The sequence below is a fragment of the Brevundimonas kwangchunensis genome, assembly GCF_039523815.1.
Classification (GTDB): Bacteria; Pseudomonadota; Alphaproteobacteria; order Caulobacterales; family Caulobacteraceae; genus Brevundimonas; species Brevundimonas kwangchunensis.
Window position 1 is genome coordinate 144,186 of sequence record NZ_BAAAGA010000004.1, and the last position, 22,606, is coordinate 166,791.

General features: G+C 66.8%; 34 protein-coding genes. 3 read left to right on the plus strand and 31 right to left on the minus strand.

All coding sequences use genetic code 11. From position 1 onward, the window contains the following. Positions 1 to 18: 18 nt before the first annotated feature. Complete coding sequence (locus tag ABDZ95_RS08895; RefSeq protein WP_343792820.1) at positions 19 to 390, minus strand: VOC family protein; 372 nt, start codon at positions 388 to 390, stop codon at positions 19 to 21. Next, complete coding sequence (locus ABDZ95_RS08900; RefSeq protein WP_343792822.1) at positions 387 to 1,694, minus strand: replication-associated recombination protein A; 1,308 nt, start codon at positions 1,692 to 1,694, stop codon at positions 387 to 389. Before ABDZ95_RS08900 ends, ABDZ95_RS08895 begins: the two co-directional genes overlap by 4 nt. Positions 1,695 to 1,763: 69 nt before the next feature. On the opposite strand from ABDZ95_RS08900, the gene ABDZ95_RS08905 reads away from it, so the two are divergent. Further along, a complete protein-coding gene (locus ABDZ95_RS08905) occupies positions 1,764 to 2,177 on the plus strand; it encodes a VOC family protein (protein WP_343792824.1) in 414 nt (137 codons plus the stop codon). 1 nt (position 2,178) lies between these two features. On the opposite strand, the gene ABDZ95_RS08910 is transcribed toward ABDZ95_RS08905, so the two are convergent. The 3 genes from ABDZ95_RS08910 to ABDZ95_RS08920 are packed head-to-tail and all read right to left on the minus strand — an operon-like array spanning position 2,179 to position 6,247. After that, positions 2,179 to 3,567 (minus strand): trypsin-like peptidase domain-containing protein, encoded by a 1,389-nt coding sequence (locus tag ABDZ95_RS08910; protein ID WP_343792922.1) that lies wholly within the window; start codon positions 3,565 to 3,567, stop codon positions 2,179 to 2,181. A gap of 49 nt (positions 3,568 to 3,616) precedes the next feature. After that, a complete protein-coding gene (locus ABDZ95_RS08915) occupies positions 3,617 to 4,951 on the minus strand; it encodes a TCR/Tet family MFS transporter (RefSeq protein ID WP_343792826.1) in 1,335 nt (444 codons plus the stop codon). A gap of 60 nt (positions 4,952 to 5,011) precedes the next feature. After that, complete coding sequence (locus tag ABDZ95_RS08920; RefSeq protein WP_343792828.1) at positions 5,012 to 6,247, minus strand: alkaline phosphatase family protein; 1,236 nt, start codon at positions 6,245 to 6,247, stop codon at positions 5,012 to 5,014. A 131-nt stretch (positions 6,248 to 6,378) separates the two neighbouring features. Here ABDZ95_RS08920 and ABDZ95_RS08925 point away from each other — a divergent pair, with 131 nt between their 5' ends. Both ABDZ95_RS08925 and ABDZ95_RS08930 read left to right on the plus strand, forming a co-directional pair. After that, positions 6,379 to 7,290 (plus strand): ABC transporter ATP-binding protein, encoded by a 912-nt coding sequence (locus ABDZ95_RS08925; RefSeq protein WP_343792830.1) that lies wholly within the window; start codon positions 6,379 to 6,381, stop codon positions 7,288 to 7,290. After that, entirely contained in the window at positions 7,280 to 8,146 is an 867-nt protein-coding gene (locus tag ABDZ95_RS08930; RefSeq protein ID WP_343792832.1) for an ABC-2 transporter permease, read from the plus strand. The genes ABDZ95_RS08925 and ABDZ95_RS08930 overlap by 11 nt, the downstream gene beginning before the upstream one ends. 3 nt (positions 8,147 to 8,149) lie before the next feature. On the opposite strand, the gene ABDZ95_RS08935 is transcribed toward ABDZ95_RS08930, so the two are convergent. The 26 genes from ABDZ95_RS08935 to rplB form a co-directional block, all read right to left on the minus strand. Next, complete coding sequence (locus tag ABDZ95_RS08935) at positions 8,150 to 8,611, minus strand: GNAT family N-acetyltransferase (RefSeq protein ID WP_343792834.1); 462 nt, start codon at positions 8,609 to 8,611, stop codon at positions 8,150 to 8,152. A gap of 91 nt (positions 8,612 to 8,702) precedes the next feature. Continuing rightward, a complete protein-coding gene (rplQ, locus tag ABDZ95_RS08940; protein WP_343792836.1) occupies positions 8,703 to 9,122 on the minus strand; it encodes a 50S ribosomal protein L17 in 420 nt (139 codons plus the stop codon). 105 nt (positions 9,123 to 9,227) lie between these two features. Next, a complete protein-coding gene (locus tag ABDZ95_RS08945) occupies positions 9,228 to 10,247 on the minus strand; it encodes a DNA-directed RNA polymerase subunit alpha (RefSeq protein WP_343792838.1) in 1,020 nt (339 codons plus the stop codon). An 87-nt stretch (positions 10,248 to 10,334) separates the two neighbouring features. Beyond that, a complete protein-coding gene (rpsK, locus tag ABDZ95_RS08950; protein ID WP_209120471.1) occupies positions 10,335 to 10,724 on the minus strand; it encodes a 30S ribosomal protein S11 in 390 nt (129 codons plus the stop codon). Positions 10,725 to 10,740: 16 nt separating this feature from the next. Further along, positions 10,741 to 11,109, minus strand: a complete 369-nt coding sequence (rpsM, locus tag ABDZ95_RS08955) for a 30S ribosomal protein S13 (RefSeq protein WP_343792843.1) — start codon at positions 11,107 to 11,109, stop codon at positions 10,741 to 10,743. Positions 11,110 to 11,238: 129 nt separating this feature from the next. Next, the gene (locus ABDZ95_RS08960; RefSeq protein ID WP_343792845.1) at positions 11,239 to 12,048 is read right to left on the minus strand and encodes an energy transducer TonB; all 810 of its coding nucleotides are present in this window, start codon (positions 12,046 to 12,048) and stop codon (positions 11,239 to 11,241) included. 56 nt (positions 12,049 to 12,104) lie between these two features. Further along, complete coding sequence (locus tag ABDZ95_RS08965; RefSeq protein ID WP_343792847.1) at positions 12,105 to 12,797, minus strand: energy transducer TonB; 693 nt, start codon at positions 12,795 to 12,797, stop codon at positions 12,105 to 12,107. Between the two features lie 104 nt (positions 12,798 to 12,901). After that, positions 12,902 to 13,462, minus strand: a complete 561-nt coding sequence (locus ABDZ95_RS08970) for an adenylate kinase (RefSeq protein WP_343792850.1) — start codon at positions 13,460 to 13,462, stop codon at positions 12,902 to 12,904. A gap of 33 nt (positions 13,463 to 13,495) precedes the next feature. Beyond that, a complete protein-coding gene (gene secY / locus ABDZ95_RS08975; protein WP_343792852.1) occupies positions 13,496 to 14,872 on the minus strand; it encodes a preprotein translocase subunit SecY in 1,377 nt (458 codons plus the stop codon). Between the two features lie 106 nt (positions 14,873 to 14,978). Beyond that, complete coding sequence (rplO, locus tag ABDZ95_RS08980) at positions 14,979 to 15,569, minus strand: 50S ribosomal protein L15 (protein WP_343792854.1); 591 nt, start codon at positions 15,567 to 15,569, stop codon at positions 14,979 to 14,981. A 172-nt stretch (positions 15,570 to 15,741) separates the two neighbouring features. Beyond that, positions 15,742 to 15,936, minus strand: coding sequence for a 50S ribosomal protein L30 (rpmD, locus tag ABDZ95_RS08985; protein WP_343792856.1), 195 nt, complete (start codon positions 15,934 to 15,936; stop codon positions 15,742 to 15,744). 3 nt (positions 15,937 to 15,939) lie between these two features. Beyond that, complete coding sequence (rpsE, locus tag ABDZ95_RS08990; RefSeq protein WP_343792858.1) at positions 15,940 to 16,548, minus strand: 30S ribosomal protein S5; 609 nt, start codon at positions 16,546 to 16,548, stop codon at positions 15,940 to 15,942. A 12-nt stretch (positions 16,549 to 16,560) separates the two neighbouring features. Then, complete coding sequence (gene rplR / locus ABDZ95_RS08995; RefSeq protein ID WP_343792860.1) at positions 16,561 to 16,917, minus strand: 50S ribosomal protein L18; 357 nt, start codon at positions 16,915 to 16,917, stop codon at positions 16,561 to 16,563. Positions 16,918 to 16,920: 3 nt separating this feature from the next. Further along, positions 16,921 to 17,454 carry a 50S ribosomal protein L6 gene (gene rplF, locus ABDZ95_RS09000; protein ID WP_343792862.1) on the minus strand — a complete coding sequence of 178 codons (534 nt, stop codon included), beginning with the start codon at positions 17,452 to 17,454 and terminating at the stop codon, positions 16,921 to 16,923. A gap of 1 nt (position 17,455) precedes the next feature. Further along, positions 17,456 to 17,854, minus strand: coding sequence for a 30S ribosomal protein S8 (rpsH, locus tag ABDZ95_RS09005; RefSeq protein WP_125256867.1), 399 nt, complete (start codon positions 17,852 to 17,854; stop codon positions 17,456 to 17,458). Positions 17,855 to 17,869: 15 nt separating this feature from the next. Next, complete coding sequence (gene rpsN, locus ABDZ95_RS09010; protein ID WP_343792867.1) at positions 17,870 to 18,175, minus strand: 30S ribosomal protein S14; 306 nt, start codon at positions 18,173 to 18,175, stop codon at positions 17,870 to 17,872. Between the two features lie 19 nt (positions 18,176 to 18,194). Further along, positions 18,195 to 18,752 carry a 50S ribosomal protein L5 gene (gene rplE / locus ABDZ95_RS09015; RefSeq protein WP_343792869.1) on the minus strand — a complete coding sequence of 186 codons (558 nt, stop codon included), beginning with the start codon at positions 18,750 to 18,752 and terminating at the stop codon, positions 18,195 to 18,197. Then, positions 18,752 to 19,060, minus strand: coding sequence for a 50S ribosomal protein L24 (rplX, locus tag ABDZ95_RS09020; RefSeq protein ID WP_343792871.1), 309 nt, complete (start codon positions 19,058 to 19,060; stop codon positions 18,752 to 18,754). The genes rplE and rplX overlap by 1 nt, the downstream gene beginning before the upstream one ends. Position 19,061: 1 nt before the next feature. Continuing rightward, the gene (rplN, locus tag ABDZ95_RS09025; protein ID WP_055832151.1) at positions 19,062 to 19,430 is read right to left on the minus strand and encodes a 50S ribosomal protein L14; all 369 of its coding nucleotides are present in this window, start codon (positions 19,428 to 19,430) and stop codon (positions 19,062 to 19,064) included. Positions 19,431 to 19,448: 18 nt separating this feature from the next. Further along, complete coding sequence (gene rpsQ, locus ABDZ95_RS09030; RefSeq protein WP_343792873.1) at positions 19,449 to 19,691, minus strand: 30S ribosomal protein S17; 243 nt, start codon at positions 19,689 to 19,691, stop codon at positions 19,449 to 19,451. Positions 19,692 to 19,701: 10 nt separating this feature from the next. Continuing rightward, positions 19,702 to 19,899: a 50S ribosomal protein L29 gene (rpmC, locus tag ABDZ95_RS09035; protein ID WP_343792875.1), complete on the minus strand. Its 198-nt coding sequence runs from the start codon at positions 19,897 to 19,899 to the stop codon at positions 19,702 to 19,704. Further along, the gene (rplP, locus tag ABDZ95_RS09040) at positions 19,899 to 20,339 is read right to left on the minus strand and encodes a 50S ribosomal protein L16 (RefSeq protein ID WP_183203626.1); all 441 of its coding nucleotides are present in this window, start codon (positions 20,337 to 20,339) and stop codon (positions 19,899 to 19,901) included. The genes rpmC and rplP overlap by 1 nt, the downstream gene beginning before the upstream one ends. Positions 20,340 to 20,342: 3 nt before the next feature. Further along, positions 20,343 to 21,104 (minus strand): 30S ribosomal protein S3, encoded by a 762-nt coding sequence (gene rpsC / locus ABDZ95_RS09045; protein WP_343792877.1) that lies wholly within the window; start codon positions 21,102 to 21,104, stop codon positions 20,343 to 20,345. Further along, a complete protein-coding gene (gene rplV / locus ABDZ95_RS09050) occupies positions 21,104 to 21,484 on the minus strand; it encodes a 50S ribosomal protein L22 (RefSeq protein WP_343792879.1) in 381 nt (126 codons plus the stop codon). Before rplV ends, rpsC begins: the two co-directional genes overlap by 1 nt. 3 nt (positions 21,485 to 21,487) lie before the next feature. Continuing rightward, entirely contained in the window at positions 21,488 to 21,766 is a 279-nt protein-coding gene (rpsS, locus tag ABDZ95_RS09055) for a 30S ribosomal protein S19 (RefSeq protein WP_141626256.1), read from the minus strand. Between the two features lie 2 nt (positions 21,767 to 21,768). Continuing rightward, positions 21,769 to 22,602 carry a 50S ribosomal protein L2 gene (gene rplB, locus ABDZ95_RS09060; RefSeq protein ID WP_343792882.1) on the minus strand — a complete coding sequence of 278 codons (834 nt, stop codon included), beginning with the start codon at positions 22,600 to 22,602 and terminating at the stop codon, positions 21,769 to 21,771. Between the last annotated feature and the right edge of the window lie 4 nt (positions 22,603 to 22,606).

Genomic DNA, 22,606 nt, shown 5'->3' on the forward strand with positions numbered 1-22,606 from the left:
CTCGACAATGAACGCTGATCAGTCAGCGACGCGCCACGGCGGGTTCAGTCGGTTTTCACCCGCGTGGAACAAGCACAACCGGTTGCCGTCGGGGTCGCTCAGCCAGGCCTCGCGCCACAGCCAAGGCTGATCGACGGGATCGCCATCGAAAACCAAGCCCGCTGCCTTCAGGTTCGCGACGCGCTCGTCCAGATCCTCGCACTCGAAATAGACGCCGGTCCCGTTCGTCCGGACTTCCTCCGCCAGATGCACCGACAGCGTTGCCCCGCCCGGACAGGCCAGCCGCGCATAGTGATCCCGGGAGACGATCAGGGTCAGCCCCAGCCGCAGATAGAAGGCCCGGGCGCGCGGGATGTCGGCGACCTCGAGCGTGACCTGATTGAGGTTCATTCCCCGCCCTGCTTCCGCGCCCTCATCTCGGCCCAGCGCTCCATCCGGTCCTTGACCTTGGCCTCATGCCCCTCGCCCTTGGGCTTGTAGAAGGTCCGGCGCTCCATGCCCTCGGGGAAGTAGTTCGCGCCCGAGAAGCCGTCCTCGACGTCGGGGTCGTACTGGTAGCCCTTGCCGTACCCCAGCTCCTTCAGCAGCTTCGTCGGCGCGTTGCGGATATTCGGCGGCGGCATCAGCGAGCCGGTCTCGTGCGCGGCGCGGCGGGCGGCCTTGTAGCCCTCGTAGACCGCGACCGACTTGGGCGCGGTGGCCAGATGCACCACCGCCTGCGCCAGCGCCAGCTCGCCCTCGGGACTGCCCAGGAAGTCGTAGGTGTCCTTGGCCGCATTGGCGACGAGAATGGACAGCGGATCGGCCTGACCGATGTCCTCCACCGCCATGCGCACGATCCGGCGGGCCAGATACAGCGGGTCCTCGCCCCCGTTCAGCATCCGCGCCAGCCAGTACAGCGCCGCATCAGGGTCCGAGCCCCGCACCGACTTATGCAGGGCCGAGATCAGGTTGTAGTGTTCCTCCCGGCTCTTGTCGTAGGCAGGCGCGCGCTTCTGCAGGATGCCGGCCAGCCCCTGCACGTCCAGCGGCTCGGCCTCCGGCAGGTTGAACAATACCTCGGACATGGTCAGCAGATACCGCCCGTCGCCGTCGGCCAGCGCCAGCAGGGCGTGTCGCGCCTCGGGCGTCAGCGGCAGAGTCCGCGCCTCATGCCCCTCCGCCCGCGCCAGCAGCTGATCCAGCGCCGCATCGTCCAGCCGCTTCAGCACATAGACCTGAGAGCGCGACAGCAGCGCCCCGTTCAGCTCGAACGACGGGTTCTCGGTCGTCGCCCCGACCAGGGTCACCACCCCTTCCTCGACGAAGGGCAGGAAGCCGTCCTGCTGGGCGCGGTTGAAGCGGTGGATCTCGTCGACGAACAACAGCGTGCTCTGTCCGGCCGCGCGCCGCATGCGGGCGGCTTCGAACGCCTTCTTCAGATCGGCGACGCCCGAGAAGACGGCGCTGATCTGCTGGAACTGATAGCCGGCGGCCTGGGCCAGCAGCCGGGCGATGGTGGTCTTGCCGGTGCCGGGCGGGCCCCACAGGATCATGGAGCCCAACCGCCCGGCCTCGATCATGCGGCGGATGGGGCCGCCCTCGCCCAGCAGATGGTCCTGCCCCACCACCTCCTCGAGGGTCTGCGGCCGCAGGCGGTCGGCCAGCGGGGCGTCGGGGGGATGGATGCCGGAGGCTTCGAACAGGTCGGTCATGTGTCGTCAGAGATAGGCGTTACCGGCCCGCTTTTCACGCGTTAGTGTGGGCCGAACCCAGGAGCCCGCATGTCCGATCCGCACAAGGTCCCGCCCGGCTGCGTCATTCCCTATCTGACCATCCCCTCGCGCGGCGGACAGGCGGCGGTCGAGTTCTACCGCGCCGCCTTCGGCGCGGAGGAGGTGTTCCGCAATCTGGCGGAGGATGGCGAGCGGCTGATGCACAGCCGGCTGCTGATCAACGGCGGTCTGCTCTTCCTGTCAGACGAGTTCCCCGAGTACGGCCATGCGACGGACATCGTCCCCGCTGGCGTGACGATGCACCTGCAGGTCGACGATGCGGACGAATGGTGGAACCGCGCCATCATCGCCGGCTGCGTGCCGGTCACCCCGCTGGCCGACCAGTTCTGGGGCGACCGCTATGGCCGCATGAGCGACCCGTTCGGCCACATCTGGTCGATCGGCGCGCCGGTCCGCAAATGACCTAGCGGACCAGCAGGATGCCGCGTTGCCCCTGACGCTCGACCGTCAGGCGCGATCCACGCGGCAGGTTCGACAGTTGATTGATCGAGGTCACCGGCCGGTCGTTGACCGCCACGATCACGTCGCGCGGACGAATGCCGACGCCCCGCGCCGCATAGCCGCGCCCGTCGACGCCGCCGACGATGACGCCGCTGGCGAACGGATCGCCGCCCAGCTTGTCCGCCAGCGCCGGGTTCAGCGCCAGCACCTGGGCGCCGGACAGGCCGCCCTGCTGGATCGTCGTCGCCTTCTCGGTGTCCGCATCGCCCGGCAGAGGCTGAACCCGGGCATTGATCGTCTGCGCCCGCCCGTCCCGCAACAGGGTCAGTTCGACGCCCGAGTTCGGCTCGCGCGTGCCGACGCGGAAGTTCAGACCGCCCTGATCGTTGATCTCGGCGCCGTCGATCGCCGTAATGATGTCGCCAGTCCGGATGCCGGCCCGGTCGCCCGGCCCATTATCCCAGACGTCGTTCACAACGATGCCGCGGGGACGATCCATGCCCAGGCTGCGGGCGATGTCGGCGCTGACCGGCTCGCCGCGCACGCCCAGCCACGGCCGCACGACCGTGCTGGCCCCGCCCACGGCTGAGTCCACTACCCGTCGCACCATGGTCGCCGGCACCGCGAAGCCCACACCGGACGACGAGCCCGAACGCGAGAAGATGGCCGTGTTGATGCCGATCAGGTCGCCGTCCATGTCCACCAGCGCCCCGCCCGAGTTGCCGGGGTTGATGGCCGCGTCGGTCTGGATGAACGAGCCCGAGTCCGAGATGCCCGTCTCCGTCCGGTTCAGGGCCGAGATGATGCCGTTGGTCACTGTCTGGCCGACGCCGAACGGGTTGCCGATCGCCAGCACCAGATCGCCGACCTGTTGCTCCTCGCGGTCGTCGATGTTCAGGATCGGCAGGCGCTCGTTGACGCCCTCCAGCTGCAGCACGGCTATGTCCGACCGCTCGTCGCCGAGCAGGACGCGGGCGTTGAACTCGCGGCGGTCGTTCAGGATCACGCGGATCTGCTGCATGCCGTTGATGACGTGATAGTTGGTCACCACCACTCCGGTGTCGCGCACGATCACGCCCGATCCGACCGAGCCGACCTGCTGCGCCCGCGGTCCCTGCCCGAACATCGACCAGAACGGGTCCTGCACCTGCTGCACGCCGCGCGCGGCGATGTTCACCACGGCCGGAGCCGCCTCGCGCACGACAGGCGCGAAACTGGTCTTCATCGAGGTGGCGTCGCCCGGAGGCACGCGGTTGTCGGCGAAGACGCCGTCCTGGGCTTTCGAACTGTTCGGCTGACCACAGGCGGCAAGGGTCAGGGCGAGGGCGAGTACCAGTGGGCGGGTCTTCATCGGCATCCGTATCTTCGAAAGTCTCTGAAATCCCATTCCGCCCGGGATTTCAGGCCGGATCAAGGCCGTCGGATGAACTCTCTGTAGCTTCCGCCCGGCTCGCCTGCCTTCCGACCCACCAGCCGATGACCGCCGCCACGAACAGCACTACCGCGGCGATGTAGAACGACAGGCCCGGATCGTAGAGGCCGCCGATGATCAGGCGCGCCGGCGGCCCGTCCCCCAGCCAGCCCTCGACCCATCGCGCCACCCCGCCGAAGCCGCCGCCCGTGGAATGGGTGTACAGCCAGCCGAAGAACAGCGGCGACAGGACCCCGGCGATGGCGCCGACGCTGGTGTTGGCGCCCTGCAACTGCCCCTGCTCGTCCTCGCCCACCCGGCGGGTCATCAGGGCCTGCAGCGTGGGCATCGCCAGCCCCCACAGGGCATTGGGCAACATGGCCGCGATGAAGGCCCAGCCGGTCGGCGCCCAGCCCATCAGCGAGATGCCGATCGTGCCGCCGATCAGGCCCAGAACCATGGTCTTCCGGTCGCCCAGCCGCTTGGTGAAGACGCCCGTCAGGCCGCCCTGCACAATCATGTCCAGCACCCCGACCAGCGCCAGCAGAAACCCGACCTGGATTGGACCCCAGCCGTAGCGCAGCCCCGCGTACAGCACGAACACCGCCGAGAAGACGTGATGGGCGAAATAGAGCAGGAAGTTCACGACCGCGAGGCCCGCCAGCTCGGCATGGCGCTTCAGCAGGATCAGCGCCCCCACCGGATTGGCGCGCCGCCAGCTGAACGGCATCCGCTTGTCGGCCGCCAGGCTTTCGGGCAGCACGAACAGGCCGTAGAGGAGGGCGAGGCCCGACAGCACCGCAGCCACCCAGAACGGCAACCGCGGATCCATGGACCCCAGTAGCCCGCCCAGCACCGGCCCCAGCACGAACCCGCCCGAGAAGGCGGCGCCGATCAGGCCATAGGCCTTGGCGCGTTTCTCCGGCTCGGTGATGTCGGCCATGTAGGCGAACACGGTCGTGAAGCTGGACGAGGTGATCCCGGCGATGATCCGGCCCGCGGCCAGCCACCACAGGTTCGGGGCCAGCGCCATCAGCACATAGTCGAGCGCCAGTCCCGCACAGCTGATCAGGATCACCGGCCGCCGGCCATACTTGTCCGACAGCGAGCCGATGATCGGCGAGCAGATGAATTGCATCCCGGCCCACAGGGCCACGAACACGCCGTTGATCCAGCCGGCGTCGGCGTTGGAGCCGACGAACTCGACGATCAGCTGCGGCAGGACGGGAATGATGATTCCCATCGCCACGATATCCAGCACGGCCGTAATCAGGATGAAGGCGAGCGCCGCCCGGCGGACTTTGAGATCGTTGAGGGCGTTCATGACAGGCCTGTGCGAGGGTCTGGCCTTCTAGCGGAAGAACATCCCCTCGTCGAAGCCCTCTTACGGGGTCGGCGCGGCCATGGCGGCGGCCGTGTCGTCGGCCTGCCCGTCCCCCGCCGGCGCGGTCAGGCCCAGCAGGCGGGCCAGCAGCGGCTGGACGTCCACGCTGTCCATGTCCGTCAGCGCCACGCCGCGACCAAAGGCCGGGCCATGGGCGACGAACAGGGCCTGCATCTCCGGCGCCGCGTTGTCGAAGCCGTGCGCTCCACCCCGGATCCGCGCGGGGTCGGTCCGTTCGCGCGTGCCCGTGGTCCAGCCGGTTTCCGACAGGCAGATGATGGCCGGGATGCGCGGGTTCGTGCCGTAGGACAGACGCTCCGGGATCTCACCCTTGCGCCAGCATTGCAGATGCGGCTTCTCGCCCAGCAGCGCCGCCTCGACCTCGGCCTCGCGGCCCGCGACCGGATTCAGGCTGACGACCGGCCCGTAGGCCACGACGCTGATCGCGGTCGGATCGACATGGTCATCCAGGAAAGTCACGTGCTCGCCCGACACCGCCGCCATGCCGTGGTCAGAGACGATCACGATGTCCGCCTCGATATTCCGGGCCGCCAGCCCGTCCAGCAGCGCCTTCACCGCATTGTCGACGTCGACCAGAACGGCATTCGTCTCCGGCGCGTCCGGCCCGAAATTGTGCCCCGCCGTGTCCAGCACGTCGAAATAGAGGGTCGCCAGCTGCGGCCGTTCTTCCGGCGGCAAGGTCATCCAGCCCAGCAGCATGTTGACCCGTGCCATCGTCGGCACCGACTGCTCGAAAGGCAGCCAGTAGGTCGGGCGCACGCCCCGGATCGGCGCCTCCGATCCCGGCCAGAACATGGTGGCGGTGCGCAGGCCCGCGTTTTCGGCGGTCACCCAGATCGGCTCGCCGGCGTCGTACCAGACCCTGTCCATCACCTCGGCGCGGTTGCGCAGGGTGAAGGTCCGCCCCGGCAGCTCGGGATCGCGCATGGTGTTGTAGACCAGCCCGTGGTGGTCCGGGTGCATGCCGGTGGCCAGGGTGTAGAAGTTCGGGAAGGTCACGCTGGGCCACGACGGCTTCATCCCGCCCTCTGCGTGAACGCCCTCCTGCGCCAGTTGGGCAATGGTCGGCGTCAGGCCGCGCTCCAGATAATCCGCCCGGAAGCCGTCGATGCCGATCATGATCACCGGCCGCTGCGGCGCCTGAGCGGCAACGCTGGAAGCCATCGTCACCACGGCGAGCGCGGCCAGGATCGGGAACAGTCGGCGAAGGATCATCACGAACTCCGGAAATCAGACCGGTTTGGCCTAGCGGGAAACCAAGACAGGTCCACGACGAACGCCGCGTTGCAAAAGCTTAATGCCAAGGTGGCTTGCCACCGGGCGCGGCGCACCCTCAACCTGTGGTCATGACCGCCGTTATCGAAACCCGTGGGCTGACCAAGACCTACGGCTCCGTGCGCGCCCTCGACGGGCTGGACCTCTCCATCCCCAAGGGCGGGATCTATGGCGTGCTGGGGCCGAACGGCGCCGGCAAGTCGACCCTGTTCCGCATCCTGCTGGGCCTGATCCGGCCGACGGAGGGCTCGGCCACCGTCATGGGCGGGGCCGTCGGGGACGTGGCCGCCATGCGGCGCATGGGCTCCATGATCGAGACCCCGCGCTTCCCGCCCTACATGACCGCCCGGCAGGTGCTGCGCTGGCTGGCGCTCGAACACGGCGTGGGCGGCGAGACCGACATCCCATACTGGCTGCAGCGCGTCGGCCTGACCGAGGCGGCCGACCGCAAGGTGCGCGGCTTCTCCGTCGGCATGATGCAGCGCCTCGGCGTGGCCGCCTCGCTGATGAGCCGGCCCGAGCTGGTCATCCTCGATGAACCGACCAGCGGCATGGATCCGCCCGGCATCCAGGAGATGCGCGCCCTGATCCGCGCCCTCGCCAGCGAGGAAGGCGTCACCGTCGTCCTGGCCAGCCACCAGCTGCTGGAGGTCCAGCGCGTCTGCGATCGCGTGGCCATCATGAACAAGGGCCGGCTGGTCCGTGAAGGTTCGGTCACCGAACTGACCGCGACCGGCGAGCGGCTGCGTCTCGCCATCGGCCAGCCCGATCAGGTGCTGTCGATCCTCGGCGACAAGGGCGTGCGCGACGGAAGCGCCGTCCTCGCCGCCGTCACTCGCGCCGACGGCCCTAGCCTGATCAAGGCCTTGGTCGAGGGCGGCGTGGACATCCATGAAGCCCGCTGGGTCGGCGCCGACCTCGAAAGCATCTTCTTCACCGAAACGGGCGCCGTTCAGACCCCGGAGGCCGACCATGCTCGCTGACGCCATCCGCGCCGAGGGCTATCGGCTGCTCCGCAACCGCATGACCGTCTTCTGGTCGGTGTTGTTCACTCCGCTGCTGTTCGCTGTGGGCGGCGCCCTGTTCCACGTCCTGACCAAGGGCCGCGGCGACGAAATGGCGGCCGAGGCCAACCTCCAGCTCCCGGCCCCGACCGAAGCTCTCAACCTCGCCGACGCCCTCCTGTTCGGCGCCAGCGGGGCCGCGAACGGCGTCCTGCTTGTTCTCATGCTGGTGACCGCCGCGACCGTCTATGCCGGTGACTACCGTTGGGAGAGCTGGCGACTGATCACGGCGCGCAACAGCCGTGTGAACCTGCTGCTGGGCAAGGTCGGGGTCATGAAGCTGACGGCCCTGGCGGCGACCTTCGCCATGGTCATCGCCGCCTTCGTCTTCTTCCTCGCCCAGGCTCTGGTCTACGAGCGCGGGATCACCTTCAACCTGACCGGCGAGATGGCCGGAGACTCTGCTCTCGTCTGGCTGCTGTCCTACATCCGGATCGTTCAGTACGGCCTGATCGCCCTGCTGACGGCGGTGATGACCCGCTCGCTGCTGGCGGCGCTGTTCGTGCCGTGGGCGGTCGGCTTCGTCCAGTCACTGCTGGGCTCGCCTCCCGTTCTCGGCTTGCTCAAGCTGGAACCGGGTGACTGGCCCGCCCAGTTGATGCTTCCGGGCCTGGCCTATGACACGCTGAAGAACGCCATCTCGCCCGGCCTCGCCAATGCGATGGCCCAGGCGGACAGCATCTGGCCCTCGATCATCGGCCTGGCGATCTGGATCATCGTCCCGCTGGGCCTCGCCCTGTTGCTGTTCAAGCGGCAGGACCTGTCCAAGGAGTAGGCGCTACAGAGTCTTCTCCATGAAGACGTCGGCCCGCGCATAGGGCGTGGGCCGCGGCGGCAGGTCGACGAAGCCGAAGCTGCGGTACAGCGCCCGCGCCGTCTTCAGCGTGCTGCTGCTCTCCAGATAGAGCCGGTGTGCGCCCGCGGCCCGCGCGGCGGCCTCGCAGGCCTCCAGCAGCCGGCGCGAAGCCCCCTGCCCCCGCGCCGCCGGGGTGATGGTCATCTTGGCCACTTCGAACCGGCCGTCGCCCATCGCCATCAGCGCGCAGCAGCCCACCGCAACGCCGTCCAGCTCGGCCATGAAGATGTACCCGCCCGGCGCGATGATCGCCGTATCCGGGTGATCCAGCACCTTGTGATCCTTGGCCTCCACCGCGAACCCGCCCTCGTGCAGCCAGTCGAGGTTCAGTTGCTTCCACGCGGCGGCGTGGCGAGGCTCGTAGGGAACGATGCTCAGGGTCATGGCGAGGCTGTAGCGCGGATCGCGGCCATAGAAAAAGGCCCCGCCGCTTCCGCGACGGAGCCTTCTTCAGCCCCTTGAGCGATGAAGCCGATCAGGCCTCGTCGTCGCCCTCGAAAACTTGCACCGGGCCGGAATCGAGGCCCTTGGCGTCCACGTCGCGATCGACGAACTCGATCACGGCCATGGCGGCGTTGTCGCCGTGGCGGTAGCCCGCCTTCATGATGCGGATGTAGCCGCCGTTACGTTCGGCGTAGCGCGGGCCGATCGTTTCGAACAGCTTGCCGACCTGCGGCACGTCACGGACCTGGCTGATCGCCTGACGGCGAGCGTGCAGGTCGCCCTTCTTGGCGAGCGTGACCAGCTTCTCGACGAAGGGACGCAGTTCCTTCGCCTTCGGCAGGGTGGTCGTGATCTGCTCGTGCTTGATCAGCGAGGCAGCCATGTTGGCGAACATGGCCTGGCGGTGGCTGACGGTACGGCCGAGCTTGCGATAGGCGGCGCCGTGGCGCATCGGGGTCTCTCCTACTCAACCCTGGTTTCCGGCTCGCCGGACCTTGGGCTCTATCATTCTAACCGCTCCGCAACCCGATCGTGGGCCATGGGCGGAGGGTTGAAACTAGATCTGGTCGTCGAACTTCTTGGCCAGGTCTTCGATGTTTTCGGGCGGCCAGTTCGGCACGTCCATGCCGAGGCTGAGGCCCATCGTCGCGAGAACTTCCTTGATCTCGTTCAGCGACTTGCGGCCGAAGTTCGGGGTGCGAAGCATCTCGCCCTCGGTCTTCTGGATCAGGTCGCCGATGTAGACGATGTTGTCGTTCTTCAGGCAGTTGGCCGAACGGACCGACAGTTCCAGTTCGTCGACCTTCTTCAGCAGGGCCGGGTTGAACGGCAGATCGGGCTTGCCGTCCGACGCTTCCACAGCCTTCTTCGGCTCGTCGAAGGTGATGAAGATCTGGAGCTGGTCCTGCAGGATGCGCGAGGCGTAGGCCACCGCGTCAACCGGCGAGACGGCGCCGTTGGTTTCGACCTCGAGGATCAGCTTGTCGTAGTCCAGCGACTGGCCCTGACGGGTCGGCTCGACGCGATAGGCGACGCGCTTGACCGGCGAGTACAGGGCGTCGACGGCGATCAGGCCGATCGGCGCATCTTCCGGACGGTTGAACTCCGAAGCCACATAGCCCTTGCCGTTCTGGACGGTCAGTTCCATGCGGATCGACGCGCCGTCGTCCAGGGTGCAGATCACGTGATCGGGGTTCAGCACCTCGATGTCCGACGGGACGTCGATCTGACCGGCGGTCACCGGGCCGGGGCCCGTGGCGCGCAGGGTCATGCGCTTCGGACCTTCGGCATGCATGCGAAGGGCCAGTTGCTTGATGTTCAGCACGATGTCGACGACGTCTTCCCGCACGCCTTCCAGCGACGAGAATTCGTGGACCACACCGTCGATCTGGATGGCCGTCACCGCCGCGCCTTGCAGCGACGACAGCAGAACACGGCGCAGGGCGTTGCCGAGCGTCACGCCGAAGCCACGTTCCAGGGGCTCGGCGACCAGGCGCGACTTGCGCTGCGGGTCGGAGCTCGCCTCGATCTGCGGCTTCTCGGGACGGATCAGCTCTTGCCAGTTACGTTCGATCATGGATGTCCCTCGAAAACGGAGTTCGCCGGTCCCTCGCTCCTCGTCAGGGCGTCAGGACCGGCGGAGTAATAGTCGGTCGTCGGTCGCTTAGACGCGGCGGCGCTTGGGCGGACGGCAACCGTTGTGCGGCATCGGCGTGACGTCGCGGATCGTCGTGATGGTCATGCCGACGGCCTGCAGGGCGCGCAGGGCCGACTCACGGCCGGAACCCGGACCCGAGACGTTGACTTCCAGCGTTTTGACGCCGTGCTCGGCGGCCTTCTTGCCGGCGTCTTCAGCAGCCATCTGGGCGGCGTACGGGGTCGACTTGCGCGAACCCTTGAAGCCCATGTGACCGGCCGACGACCAGGAAATCGCGTTTCCTTGCGCGTCGGTGATCGTGATCATCGTGTTGTTGAACGACGCATTCACGTGGGCGACGCCCGACGTGATGTTCTTGCGTTCGCGGCGCTTAACGCGACCCGTGTCCTTGGCCATCGGTCAGCTCTTTCTCTTACTTCTTCTTGCCGGCGATCGGCTTGGCCGGACCCTTGCGGGTACGAGCGTTCGTGTGGGTGCGCTGACCGCGGACCGGCAGGCCCTTGCGGTGACGCAGGCCGCGGTAGCAGGCCAGGTCCATCAGACGCTTGATGTTCATCGAGGTCTCGCGACGCAGGTCACCCTCGACGGTGTGATCCTTGTCGATGGTCTCGCGGATCTGCAGCACTTCGGCGTCGGTCAGTTGGTTGACGCGACGGGCGGGCTCGATACCCACCTTGCCGGTGATGTCCTTGGCGGCCGCCGGGCCGATGCCATGGATGTACTGCAGCGCGATTTCGACGCGCTTGTTGGTCGGGATGTTGACGCCAGCGATACGGGCCACGAAGCTCTCCAGATACGCGTGTGCGGACGCAATAAACGCTCCGGTCAACAGACCAGGAGCGTGTCGCGCCCTTCGCGGAAGCGGGCCTTATACAGGGGATTCAGTTTCCGTCAACGCCTGACCGGCGCCTCAGCGCGCCTGACGCTGATAATCGACGGAGAAGGTGACGACGTGCCCCTCCACCGCCCGGCCGTCGCGCATCGGCGGCTGGTACCGGTACTCCCTCGCCAGCTTGACCCCCGCTTCGCCGAATCCAAGGCTGCCCGGAGTTTCGCGCAGGACCCGGCAATTCCTCAACCGGGTGTCCGTCCCGATGACGCACGAGATGACCGCCTGCCCGTTGATCCCGCGTGAGCGCGCCACAAACGGGTAGGAACGATTGACGTCCAGCTGGGTGGGCCGGCGCAGAAGCTGCGGTCCGGCGAGATCGGCCGCCGGGGGGCGCTCACCGCCACGCCCCGACCCGACGCCGGCGCCCAGACCCGAACCGATGCCGCCTCCGGCTCCCGATCCGGCGCCGCCTGCGGCCGCGCCCGCGCCGGCTTCGGCGGTCGCGGCGCTCAGGGCTGTCGTCGCGGGCCCGGCTTCCGTCGCGCCCAGCCCGACCAGCAGTTCAGGCGGCGTTGCGTCCATCCTTGCAGGTGGCGGCCTGTCCCATGGCTGAACGACGTCCGGCGTCCGCGCCGAAGGCGTCGCAACAGTCCCCGTCGAAGCTTCGGTCCCTGCATCCGCTGCGGCCGGAGCCCCTCCGCCGCCCGGTGGCGAGAACAGATGAATCTCCATGGCGGGCAGCGTCAGCTGAGGCTCGACCGCGCCTCCACGGGTCATCGCCAGCCACAGGATCAGCGCCACGTGCAATAGCGCCACGATCGCCATGGCCAGAAACCGCCGGGACGGTTCCACCCTGACAGGCCTGTGCTCCACGATCAGCATGCGCATCCCCTCTCCGACAGAGAGAATGTAACAGCATTACGCCAATGGAAAGCCCGTCGTGGTCAGGGCCAGATCACACCGATGGTGATGCGGCCGCCGGCGATGGGCTGGCCCGAGCCGCTCCGCCCCGGACGGACGCGGAAGTAATCCTGGGCGACCCTCACGGCGACCGGCCCGAACCCTTGCCCTTCCGGCCGTTCGCGAACCACCCGGCAATCGCGCAGCCGTTCGTCCAGTCCGATCTCGCAGTTGACGGTGATGTCCACGTTCCGCGCCCGACGGCGCAGCTCGGGCGGCGTCGCCTCGGTGATCTGACGTCCGTTCGCGCCACGCAGGATCATGGCCACCGTCCCCGAGCCGGGGCCGTCGCCCGCGCCGATGCCCGTCCCCGTGCCGGTCCCCTGCCCGCCCTGCCCCATGCCGGGGGTTTCGGACGCGGTCGGAGCCACACCCACGACGAGCGCAGGCTCCGGCGCCTGCTCTCGCGGCGCGGGCGGAGGATCGGGCTGGGGTACGGGCGGAGGCGGCGGCGTGTGCACGCGCGACGGCGCGGCCGGCGCCCCTCCCCCTGCCCGTTGCGAGGGCTCGGGCGGCGGTGGAGGTGGCGGAGGTGGAGACGTCACCCGCTGGACCAGCTCGACCAGGATCGGCGGCGTCGGAAGCGGCCCCGGCTCGACCGGATCCGGCCGGCCGGCGATCAGGAATATCCCCAGATGCGCCGCGACCACGCCGGCCATCAGGCCGACGCGCTGCACGCGCCTGTCTTTCAGGGGATGGGAAATGGTGCTCACGCCTCTCGAACTACCCCCCCGGTCGCATTAACGCACGGAAGGCCGGTTCGGTCAGGCGGTATTCAGCTTCACGCCAGGGCGGCGTCGATCGCCGTGGTGACGGCCTCGATGGAGCCCATGCCGTCGATCTCGGTCAGCTTGCCCTGACCTTCGTAGTACGGCAGCAGCGGCGCGGTCTGGCGATTGTAGACGGCCAGACGGTCCTTGAAGGTCTCGGGATTGTCGTCCGGGCGGCCCTGCTCGGCATAACGCCTGGAGATGCGCTCGGTCAGGGCGGCGTCGTCGACCTTCAGGCGAACGACACGATCGACCTGGGCGCCCCGCTTGGCCAGCATGGCGTCCAGCGCCTCGGCCTGGGCGACCGTGCGCGGGAAGCCGTCGAAGATGGCGCCGCCGGCAGCCTCTGCCTCGGGCAGACGCTCCTCGATCAGGGCGATGACGATCTCGTCGGTGACCAGATCGCCGCGCGCCAGCACGTCCTTGACCTTCAGACCCAGTTCCGAGCCCGAGGCGATGGCCGCGCGCAGCATGTCGCCGGTCGACAGCTGGACCATGCCGCGCGTCTCGACCAGGCGCTTGGCTTGCGTGCCCTTGCCGGCCGCGGGCGGCCCGAACAGGATCAGATTCATGGCCGCCCCTCCGGCAGGTTAGTCAATCAGCTACTAGCGTCGCGCCGGAGCGGTCGTACCACGGCCGCGGCCACGCAGCTTGGCCTTCTTGATTAGACCTTCGTACTGGTGGGCCAGCAGGTGCGACTGGATCTGCGCCACCGTGTCCATGGTCACCGAGACCACGATCAGCAGCGAGGTGCCGCCGAAGTAGCCGATGCTGGGCATCTGCGAGATCAGCACTTCCGGCAGCAGGCAGACGGCGGTGATGTAGGCCGCGCCGATGACCGTCAGTCGGGTCAGGACGTAGTCGAGATACTCGGCCGTGCGCTTGCCCGGACGGATGCCCGGCAGGAAGCCGCCGTACTTGCGCAGGTTCTCGGCCGTGTCCTCGGGGTTGAAGGTGATCGAGGTGTAGAAGAAGCAGAAGAAGACGATCAGCAGGCCGTACAGCACCATGAACGCCGGCTGGCCGTGGGTCAGCTGGGCGGTCACCATCGGCAGCCAGCTCATCCACGACGGCAGGTTGGCGTTGGCGGTGAACTGGGCGACGGTCGCCGGCAGCATCAGCAGCGACGAGGCGAAGATCGCCGGAATGACGCCGGCGGTGTTGACCTTCAGCGGCAGGAACGAACGCTCGCCCCCGGCCATGCGGTTGCCTTCCTGGCGCTTCGGATACTGGATCAGAAGGCGGCGCTGGGCGCGCTCCATGAAGACGATGAAGACGACCACGGCGATGGCCATGGCGGCGACCAGCAGCAGCACGAAGGCCGAGATCTGACCCTGCTGGGCCAGGCCGAACAGGCGGGCGATGGTGCCCGGCAGGACGGCCACGATGCCGGCGAAGATGATCAGCGAGATGCCGTTGCCGACGCCGCGGGCGGTCACCTGCTCACCCAGCCACATCAGGAACATGGTGCCGCCCGTCAGGACGGTGATGGTCGAGATGATGAAGAACAGGCCCGGCGCATCGACGAAGCCCGGCTGGGCGTTCAGGCCGATGGCGATACCGGCCGACTGGAACAGGGCCAGCACGACGGTCAGGTAGCGGGTGTACTGGTTCAGCTGCTTGCGGCCGCTCTCGCCGCCTTCCTTGCGCAGCTTTTCCCATGGCGGATACACCGCGCCCAGCAGCTGGACGATGATCGACGCCGAGATGTACGGCATGACGTTCAGCGCGAAGACCGCGAAACGCTCGACCGCGCCGCCCGAGAACATGTTGACCATGTCCAGGATGCCGCGCTGGCTGTCCGGGTTCTGGAAGAACGCCAGGAAGGCCTCGGAGTTGATCCCCGGAACCGGCACATAGGTGCCGATGCGGTAGACCAGCAGGGCCAGGAGCGTGAACAGCAGACGTTTGTGCAGCTCGGTCGCACGCGCGAACGAGCCCATGTTCATGTTTGCTGCAAGTTGTTCGGCGGCCGAAGCCATGTGTCGTCACCCCGACTGATCAGAACGCGGCGCATCTGACCCGGAGTCGGCGCCTGCATCCAGATAGGAGAAGGGCGCCCCCGTGGCGAGGGCGCCCGTCAGCTTTTTACTTGGCGGCGGTCCGCTTGGCGCGGGCCGACACCTTGTTGGCGTCACCCTTCGGAGCCTTGGGAGCCGGAGCCTTGCCCTTGGCGGCGTTGCGCTTCTCGACGCGGGCGGCGGCCTTTTCTTCAGCAGCGATGCGCTCCTGGACGACCGAGCCGCCGGCGGCTTCGATCGCCTTGATCGCGCCGGCCGAGGCCGACCACACGACCAGGTTCAGCTTGGACTTGATCTCGCCGGTGCCCAGCAGACGGACGCCGTCCTTGACGCGACGGATCACGCCGGCGGCGACCAGGGCCTCGCCCTTGATCTCGCCCTTGATGTCCAGCTTCTTGGCGTCGATGGCGTCCTGCAGGCGCCACAGGTTCACTTCGGCCAGCTTCAGCGCGTTCGGGTTGTTGAAGCCGCGCTTTGGCATACGCATGTACAGCGGCATCTGGCCGCCTTCGAAGCCGCCGATGGCGACGCCCGAACGGGACTTCTGGCCCTTGACGCCACGACCCGAGGTCTTGCCCTTGCCCGAACCCGGGCCACGGCCGACGCGCATGCGCTTCTTGTGGGCGCCTTCGTTCTCGCGGATTTCGTTCAGTTTCATATGCCTGATCCTTTCGGGTTCTAGCGCCCGGGCGAAAACCCGGACTCGGCGTTGATGTCTTTGTCGTACGAACCGGAGCGGGTCCGGAACGCAAGGAAGGGCGGCCTATAGCCGCCCTTGCCCTGTCGCCGCAAGCGGCGACTTGTCCCGCCCCCGAAGGGGCGGAGCAATCTTACTTCTCGACCACTTCCACCATGTGGTGGACCTTGGCGATCATGCCGCGCACGGAGGGGGTGTCCTCCAGGGTCGATTCACGACCCACGCGGTTGAGGCCCAGGCCGACCAGGGTCGCGCGCTGATCCGACTTGCGGCGGATCGGGCTGGCGGTCTGGCGGACGGTGACGGTCTTGGTTTCGGTCTTGGCCATGACTTAGGACTCCACGGCTTCCGGCGCCGAAGCGCCGTCGTTGCGGCGGCCCATCAGGTCGGCGACCTTCTTGCCACGCTTCGAAGCGACCTGACGCGGCGACGACTGGACCTTGAGGGCCTCGAACGTCGCGCGGATCATGTTGTAGGGGTTCGACGAACCGGTCGACTTGCCGACGACGTCCTGGACGCCGAGGGTTTCGAGCACGGCGCGCATCGGACCACCCGCGATGACGCCGGTTCCCGGAGGAGCCGCGCGCATCATGATCTTGCCGGCGCCCCAACGGCCCGAGCCGTCGTGGTGCAGGGTGCGGTTCTCGCGCAGCGGAACCTTGATCATGGTCTTCTTGGCTTCTTCGGTCGCCTTGCGGATGGCTTCCGGCACTTCGCGCGCCTTGCCATGACCGAAGCCGACGCGGCCCTTGCCGTCACCGACGACCATCAGGGCAGCGAAGCTGAAGCGACGGCCGCCCTTCACGGTGGCGGCGACGCGGTTGATGTGCACCAGCTTCTCGACGATGTCCGAATCCGGACCGTCGACGGCGGGAGCGTTGCGGTTGTCACGACGGTTGCGATCGTTGCCGCCGCCGCCGCGTTGGGGTTGTTGCGCCATCTGTCGCGTCCCTTAGAAGTTCAGGCCGGCTTCACGCGCGGCTTCCGCCAGCGCCTTCACCCGTCCGTGATAGATGTAGGCGCCGCGGTCGAAGACGACGTCCTTGACGCCCTTCTCGATGGCGCGTTCGGCGATCAGCTTGCCGATGGCGGCAGCTGCGGCGACGTCCGAGCCCTTCTTGCCCTTGCCGCCTTCCAGCGACGAGGCGGCGGCCACCGTGACGCCTTGGGCGTCGTCGATGATCTGGGCCGAGATGTTCTTGTCCGAACGGTGAACCGACAGGCGCAGGCGGCCGTTGGCGACAGCCTTCAGGCGGCGACGGTTGCGCTCCGAGCGGCGCTTGGCTTGCTGTTGAAGAGAGAGAGCCATGACTTACTTCTTCTTGCCTTCCTTGCGACGCACGGTTTCACCCGTGTAGCGCACGCCCTTGCCCTTGTACGGCTCCGGCGGACGCAGCTTGCGGATGACGGCGGCGATCTGACCCACGGCCTGCTTGTCGGCGCCCGAGATCTTGATCTCGGTCTGCTTCGGCACCGCGAAGGTGACGCCAGCCGGCGGTTCGATGTCCACGTCGTGCGAGAAGCCGAGTTGCAGCGACAGGGCGTTGCCCTTCATCGCAGCGCGGTAACCCACGCCGACCAGGTCGAGCGACTTTTCGAAGCCGGTGGTGACACCGACGACCATGTTGTCGACCAGGGTGCGCGACAGGCCCCACATCGCGCGAGCGCGCTGGGTGTCCGAACGCGGGGTCAGCGACAGCTCGTCGCCTTCCTGCTTGACTTCGATTTCTTCAGCGACGGTCCAGGTGCGTTCGCCCTTGGGACCCTTCACCGAGACGGTCTGGCCGTCGAGCGTGACAGTCACGCCCTTCGGCACAGCGATGGTTTTCTTGCCAATACGGGACATCTTAGTAGACCCTGCAGAGGACTTCGCCGCCGACGTTAGCGTCGCGGGCGGCGGCATCCGACATGACGCCCTTGGACGTCGAAAGGATCGAGATGCCCAGGCCGTTCTTGATCGGCTTCAGGTCGCTGATGGCCGAATAGACGCGACGGCCCGGCTTCGACACGCGGGCGATCTCGGCGATCACCGGCTGGCCGTCGAAGTACTTCAGCTCGATCTCGAACTGCGGGAACTCGCCGGGGTTCTGAACCAGCGAATAGCCACGGATGTAGCCTTCGTCCTGCAGCACGTCGAGGACGCGCTGGCGCAGACGCGAGGCCGGGGTCAGCACCTTGGAACGCTTGCGGGTCGCCGCGTTCTTGATGCGAGCGATCATGTCGCTCAGGGGATCGTTGATCATCATGACTTTATGCTCCCCTTACCAGCTCGACTTCGTCAGGCCAGGGATCTGGCCCAGGTTGCCCAGCTCGCGCAGAGCGATACGGCTCATCTTGAGCTTGCGGTAGTAAGCGCGCGGGCGGCCGGTCACTTCGCAGCGGTTGCGAATGCGGTTCTCGGCCGAGTTACGCGGCAGTTGAGCCAGCTTCAGGCGCGCCTCGAAGCGCTCCTCCAGCGGCAGGGACTCGTCGTTCGCGATCGCCTTCAGGGCGGCGCGCTTGTCGGCGTACTTCGCGACGAGGGCCTTGACCTTCTCGTTACGGTTTACAGCGGACTTCTTAGCCATTGTGCTCTTCCCTTCCCGCTCAGTTCACGAACGGGAACTTGAACTCGGCGAGGAGAGCCTTGGCTTCCTCGTCGGTCTTGGCCGTGGTGCAGACGATGATGTCCATGCCCCACATCTGGTCGATCTGGTCGTAGTTGATCTCCGGGAACACGATGTGTTCCTTGAGGCCGGTCGCGTAGTTGCCGCGACCGTCGAACGACGTGCCCTTCAGACCGCGGAAATCCTTCACGCGCGGCAGCGCGATCGTGATGAACCGGTCCAGGAACTCGTACATCTGGTCGCCGCGCAGCGTGACCTTGCCGCCGATGATCATGCCTTCGCGCAGCTTGAAGCCGGCGATGGAGTTACGGGCCTTGGTGGCGACAGCCTTCTGGCCGGCGATGGCGGTCAGGTCCTTGAGGGCCGCGGTGGCCTTCTTGGAGTCGGCCACGGCCTCGCCGATACCCATGTTCAGGACGATCTTGTCCAGCTTGGGGATCTGCATTTCGTTCGTGTAGCCGAACTTGTCCTTCATCGTGGACCGGATACGCGAAACGTAGTCGGTCTTCAGACGGGGCGTGTACTTGGTGTCAGCCATTAGATGACGTCTCCCGTCGTCTTGGCGAAGCGGACCTTCTTGTCGCCTTCCGTACGGAAGCCGACGCGGGTGGCCTTGCCGTTGGCGTCAGCGATCGCGACGTTCGAGACGTGCAGCGACGCTTCCTTGTTCTTGATGCCGCCTTGCGGGTCAGCCTGGGTCGGGCGCGTGTGGCGCTGAACCATGTTGATGCCCTGAACGACGACGCGGTTGTCTTCGGGGAGGACCTTCAGGACCTGGCCGGTGCGGCCCTTGTCCTTGCCGGTCAGGACGACGACGTTGTCGCCCTTCTTGATCTTGGCGGCCATGTTACAGGACCTCCGGAGCCAGCGAGATGATCTTCATGTGGTTCTTGGCGCGCAGTTCGCGGGGAACCGGGCCGAAGATCCGCGTGCCGACAGGCTCGTTCTGCTTGTTGACGATGACGGCGGCCGACTTGTCGAAACGGATGACAGAGCCGTCCTTGCGCATGATGTCCTTGGCGGTGCGCACGACGATGGCGCGAACGACGTCGCCCTTCTTCACGCGGCCGCGCGGAATCGCTTCCTTCACCGAGGCGACAATGGTGTCGCCCACCGAGGCGTAGCGGCGCTTGGAGCCGCCCAACACCTTGATGCACATGACCCGGCGGGCGCCCGAATTATCGGCCACTTCCAGGTTAGTTTGCATCTGGATCATAAGATCAGATCCTTCTGATTACGACGCCGAGGCCGGGGAAAGGACTTCCCACCGCTTCAGCTTGGACTTCGGGGCGCACTCGACGATGCGGGCCAGGTCGCCGACTTTCAGGGCGTTGGCTTCGTCGTGGGCGTGGTACTTCTTGGACAGACGAACGGTCTTTTTCAGGACCGGGTGCAGCAGGGTGCGCTCGACCTTGACGACGACAGTCTTGTCGCCCTTGTCGGACACGACCACGCCTTCGAGAATTCGCTTGGGCATATTCGTTTCCTTACGCGTTCACGCGCTTCTCACGCAGAAGCGTGGAAATGCGGGCGATGTCTTTGCGGACTTCACCGACGCGGTGAGTCTTTTCCATCTGGCCGGTAGCGGCCTGGAAGCGCAGGTTGAACTGTTCCTTCTTGAGCTTCAGCAGCTCGTCGGACAGCTGGTCGGCGGTTTGCGACCGGAGATCGGCGATCTTGGTCATCAGGCAGCAGCCTCCACATGAGCGATGCCGGCGTCGAGGCGGGTGACCACCTTGGTGCGGACCGGCAGCTTGGCGGCGCCGAGGCGCAGCGCTTCGCGAGCGATGTCGTCCGGCACGCCGTCGATTTCGAACAGGATGCGGCCCGGGTGGCAGCGCGCGGCCCAGTGGTCCACGGCGCCTTTACCCTTACCCATCCGGACTTCAGCCGGCTTGCCCGTGACGGGCAGGTCCGGGAAGACGCGGATCCAGACGCGGCCCTGACGCTTCATCTGGCGGGTGATCGCGCGGCGGGCCGCCTCGATCTGACGCGCAGTGATGCGTTCCGGCTCGACCGTCTTCAGGCCGTACGAGCCGAAGTTCAGCGAGAAGCCGCCCTTGGCCGAACCGTGGATCCGGCCCTTGAAGGCCTTGCGGTATTTGGTCTTCTTAGGTTGCAGCATGACTTAGTTCTCACCACCACGGCCGCGGTCGCGACGTCCGCCGCGATCGTCACGGCGCGGACCACGCTCGCGGCCTTCGTTCGACGAAGGACCCGAGGCTTCCTGTGCCCAGCGCTTGTCCTGGGCCATCGGGTCGTGCTCGAGCACTTCACCTTTGAAGACCCACACTTTCACGCCGATGATGCCGTACGTCGTCTTGGCTTCGATGAAGCCGTAGTCGATGTCGGCGCGCAGGGTGTGAAGCGGCACGCGACCTTCGCGGTACCATTCCATACGAGCGATTTCGGCGCCGCCCAGACGACCCGAGACGTTGATCCGGACGCCCTTGGCGCCCAGACGCATGGCCGACTGCATCGCGCGCTTCATGGCGCGACGGAAGGCGATACGACGCTCGAGCTGCTGCGCGATGTTCTCGGCGATCAGCTGCGCGTCGGTCTCCGGCTTGCGGACCTCGACGATGTTCAGGTGAACTTCGCCTTCGGTGCGGGCCGAGATGTCCTTGCGGAGCTTCTCGATGTCAGCGCCCTTCTTGCCGATCACGACACCCGGACGGGCGGCGTAGATCGTCACGCGGCACTTCTTGTGCGGACGCTCGATGATGATGCGCGACACGCCGGCGGCCTGCAGGCGCTCCTTCAGCCACTCGCGCAGCTTCAGGTCCTGGTGCAGCAGACGGGCGTAGTTCGCGCCGTCGGCGAACCAGCGGCTGTCCCACGTGCGGTTCACGCCGAGGCGGAAACCGATCGGATTGATTTTCTGACCCATCAGGCGGCCTCACCGGCTTCGCGGACCACGATCGTGATTTCCGCGAAAGGTTTCAGGATGCGCGACGAGCGACCGCGAGCGCGGCTCGCGAAGCGCTTCATCACCAGGTTCTTGCCCACGAAGGCCTCGGCGACGATCAGGTTGTCGATGTCGAGGTTGTGGTTGTTCTCGGCGTTGGAAACGGCCGAGTACAGGACCTTGCGAACGTCGGTCGCGATGCGCTTGCGGCTGAATTCCAGCTCGTTCAGCGCCTTCTGGACCGGCAGGCCGCGGATCGACTGGGCGACCAGGTTCAGCTTCTGAGGGCTGATCCGGACGTTCACCAGCTTGGCGCGGGCTTCAGTCGGGGCGACCCGACGGGGGTTCTTGGTCTGGGCCATGGATTACTTCCTCTTGGCCTTCTTGTCCGCCGCGTGGCCCGGGAAGTTCCGGGTCGGGGCGAACTCGCCGAACTTCATGCCGACCATCTCTTCAGAGACGATCACCGGCACGTGCTTCTGGCCGTTGTGGACGCCGAACGTCAGACCGACGAACTGCGGCAGGATGGTGGAGCGGCGCGACCACGTCTTGATCACGTCCTTGCGGCCCGACGTCTGAACGGCGTCGGCCTTCTTGAGCAGATACCCGTCGACAAACGGGCCTTTCCAGGAGGAGCGGGCCATTCTTAGCGAGCCTTCTTAACGTGACGGGTACGGATGATGTACTTGTCCGTAGCCTTGTTCTTGCGGGTGCGGGTGCCCTTGGTGTCCTTACCCCACGGCGTGACGGGGGTACGACCACCGGAGGTCCGGCCTTCACCACCACCGTGCGGGTGGTCGATCGGGTTCATGGCGACGCCGCGAACGTGCGGACGGAAGCCCATGTGACGGACGCGACCGGCCTTGCCGAGATTCTGGTTCATGTGGTCGGGGTTCGACACCGCGCCCACCGTGGCCATGCAGCCGTCCAGAACCATGCGCAGCTCGCCCGAGCCGAGGCGGATCTGGGCGTAGCCCTGATCGCGGCCGACCAGCTGGGCGTAGGCGCCGGCCGAACGGGCCAGCTGGGCGCCCTTGCCCGGCTTCATCTCGATGTTGTGGATGATCGTACCCACGGGCATCGAGCGCAGCGGCATGGCGTTGCCCGGCTTCACGTCGACCTTCTCGCCGGCCACCACCGTGTCGCCCGCCTTCAGGCGTTGCGGCGCGATGATGTAGGCCTTTTCGCCGTCCTCATAAGTGATGAGGGCGATGAAGGCGGTGCGGTTCGGATCGTATTCCAGGCGCTCGACGGTCGCCGTGGCGAACTTGCGACGCTTGAAGTCGATCTTGCGGTACAGGGTCTTGGCGCCGCCGCCGCGGAAGCGGACAGCGATGCGACCGCCCTGACCACGTCCGCCCGACTTGGTCAGGCCTTCGGTCAGCGACTTCTCGGGACGGCCCTTGTGGAGCTCCGAGCGGTCGATCAGCACCAGGGCGCGGCGGCCCGGGGACGTCGGATTGTAAGTCTTCAAGGCCATCTGA